Source organism: Phocaeicola barnesiae DSM 18169 = JCM 13652 (assembly GCF_000374585.1).
GTDB classification, from domain to species: domain Bacteria; phylum Bacteroidota; class Bacteroidia; order Bacteroidales; family Bacteroidaceae; genus Phocaeicola; species Phocaeicola barnesiae.
Genome location: NZ_KB894679.1, coordinates 1 through 2,945 on the forward strand (window position 1 = coordinate 1; position 2,945 = coordinate 2,945).

Below are 2,945 nucleotides of genomic sequence, written 5' to 3' on the forward strand. Positions count from 1 at the left end.
ATCAGAAACCTTTCCAGACTGATGGACCGTCCCGTGGCTCTGCAGGAAAGGGTATTCACCCGGCTGTTCGAGTCGGCCGAGATAGCGAAGTTCACTAGGGAACAGTACGAGGAATACGAGGACAGCCTCAAGGCCTACCGCGACTGGCAGAACACCATCCATACGGCGGTAATGAAGAGCCTTCAGGAAGGCATTGCGCAAGGACGTGAAGAGGAACGTCTGGAACTGGCCAGGAAATTCAAGGCTTCCGGTATACCGGTCAACATCATTGCTGAAAATACCGGACTGACAGAAGAGGAGATTGCGGATTTATAACAAATACATACGTACTAACCGGCAAAGCGGGCTGTAGCTACTGGTATCCAGTATCCTATTAAAGTTGTTGTTATGAAGTAATTGCTATTTACGTCCATTCTGAATGAGTATAAAAAAAGAGCGACCTTATGGCCGCTCTTTTAATAAGATTATAACTATTATTTTTTGTAAGAAATAGTAACAGGATATTTAACTCCCAGATTATCAACGAAATTAAAGATAACTGTACCGCTTGTACTACCTGATACATTGTTAAAGTACAATACGTTATCCTTTTTACCATCAGCAGCTTTAACCTCCTTCAGAGATAAACTAACTCCAGAAGCACCCTCACCTAAATAAAGAGCAGGAATTACATCATCGTTTGACGCTGTACCAGTTGGATCCTGAACATTCAATTGAGATTGAGCAATTCTAGTTCCATTATTAAATTCTGTGAGAGCAGCATAAACATCACCCTTAGCGAATACATAAGGCCTTTCTTCACCATCGAAAGCTACATACAAACCGTTTTTCTTACCACTAGTAGTACCCGGTGCGATACACTGGTCATTACCCAATGTTACAACATCTTGTTTGACATCGTCAACATAGTAAATCAACTCAGCACCTTCGAATACAGATTGTACGTACAACTTGAATGTCTTAGTTAATTTCAGGTTTACCTGTTTTTCACCAAACGGATAAAGTGTAGCTGTTACTTCAACATCATGCATCAGCTTACCATCTTTAACGACATTAGGTAATGATACAAACTTGGCGTTAGCTACAGGTACAACTTGATCCTTCTTGTTGACATCTGTGTAAGACAATTCATAATACAACTTGCTATCTGCGTCATTAATATCGAAGTATGCAGTTCCGTTAACATCTTTCTTAGAAACGAATGGTTTCTGCATAGAAATCTTCAGACCCGCAGTACTATTATTATCCCAGTCAAAACGAGTGGTGTAAGTATCCTTAGCATCATTCCACAACTTCTGAGTATTGTTGATATCCAAGATATCATCGAATGCAGGCAATGCAACAGTTACAGTAGCTGTAGCTTTCTTAACTTCATTACCGTCTTTATCAAGCATCTTAATGATAATATCATTTGCACCCTCAAAAGCTTTGGACTTGAATGCAGATGCAGGGATAGCAGCATATTTAATAGTTCTGATAGTCTTAGACAGGCCACCTTCTACTTTAATAGCCAAATCCTCATCGCCTTTCAATGCATCTTTCAATGCATCTTCCTTGCTTGCATAATAGAATACCTTAGTTTCAGCATTACCAACAATATTATTACCTGTATTTGCTAAATTAATCTGATACAAACCATCTGCATCAGGAGTAGAACCAACTGTTGCGAATGTCTTAGTATTAACAGTTGTATACCAAGTTACAGATTCTGATACACGTCCTGAAACAGCATTTGCTTCTTCAGCGGTCATGCTGGTAAAGATATCACCCATATCTACCAAGATAAAGGCACCTTCTGCTGCAGTTGTAGGCATAAATACGCAAGTCTGATCCGGGAATGTAACTTCGTCAACAACTGAATTATCGAATTTGATATTTAATTCATCAGACACAACTTCATTACCGTTAACATCCATAACGTGAATCTTAATCGGGAACTTTTCTACTCCAGCAGCTTTATTGGAAGCATTGATTGTCATGCCACTAACTGTGATATTATAATCTTCCAATGCATCTTCATCCATAACTTCAATATATGCATCATAGATTTTATCTGCTGCCGTTTGTAGAGTAGGACTTATTGCTGAATTAATCAGAAGTGTAGTTTCACCCAATGGAAGAATGCCATCATTCACCCAAGATTTCAATACACCATCCTTCTTGTAGTTATATACTACATTGTTGAAACTTCCTTTAGTAAAGTCGCCAGCATCCTTAGATTCCTGTGTATCCACTACAATTTCGTATGGAGTCACTACTTTACCATCAATAGCCAATGCATACTGTACATTCTGGTATGCATAATCTTCAGCAGTGTTTCTTCCAGCAAAAGCTGTGCCTATATTGGAAGCTGTAACATCGTCAGTCATAGCAATCTGTAGGCTCCAGTTTCCATTTTCGTCTGCTGCACGAGAACCACTATACTGAGGGCCTTTTTTACCTTCTACAACAGGAGTAACTGTTACAGGAGCTTCTTCGCCCAAAGTATTTACCAAAGTCAATTTAGCAGTTGTCAAATCGAATGTAGCAGGTGAAACCTTAATATTTACGTTTGAAATCTGTCCAACCAGCAATTTACCTTTTTCTACAGATTTCAAACCCTTCCAATCACCTTTATATTTATCTGCTGTACCCCACAAGATACCACCTTCTGCGTCAGTAATCGCTGTAGGTGTACCAGCATTATTATTATACACCTTTGACAGATTGGTAAAATAATTATAGGCACTAATATTTCCTTGATCATTTTTACTAACAATAGCAATAGCTACAGAAGCAGAAGCTTTCGGCAACACAATGCTGGTACCGTCTACAGTCAAGGTATAAGTACCGTTACCGTTGTCAACAACGACTACCTTGCTACCTACTTCATCATTCAGTTCCTGAGCTTCACCGTTAATATAGAGAATACCATCTTTAACTTCTACATTTACAGCACCGCCTTC

The 2,945-nt window shown here is 39.2% G+C and carries 2 protein-coding genes; one reads left to right on the forward strand and one right to left on the reverse strand.

Going from position 1 to position 2,945, the window contains the following annotated elements; translation table 11 throughout:
• On the forward strand, nt 1-315 hold a 315-nt coding region (locus C510_RS0115805; RefSeq protein ID WP_018712239.1), incomplete at its 5' end, for a PD-(D/E)XK nuclease family transposase.
• A gap of 158 nt (nt 316-473) precedes the next feature.
• Here the strand turns inward: C510_RS0115805 and C510_RS17595 are convergent.
• On the reverse strand, nt 474-2,945 hold a 2,472-nt coding region (locus tag C510_RS17595), incomplete at its 5' end, for a hypothetical protein (RefSeq protein WP_018712240.1).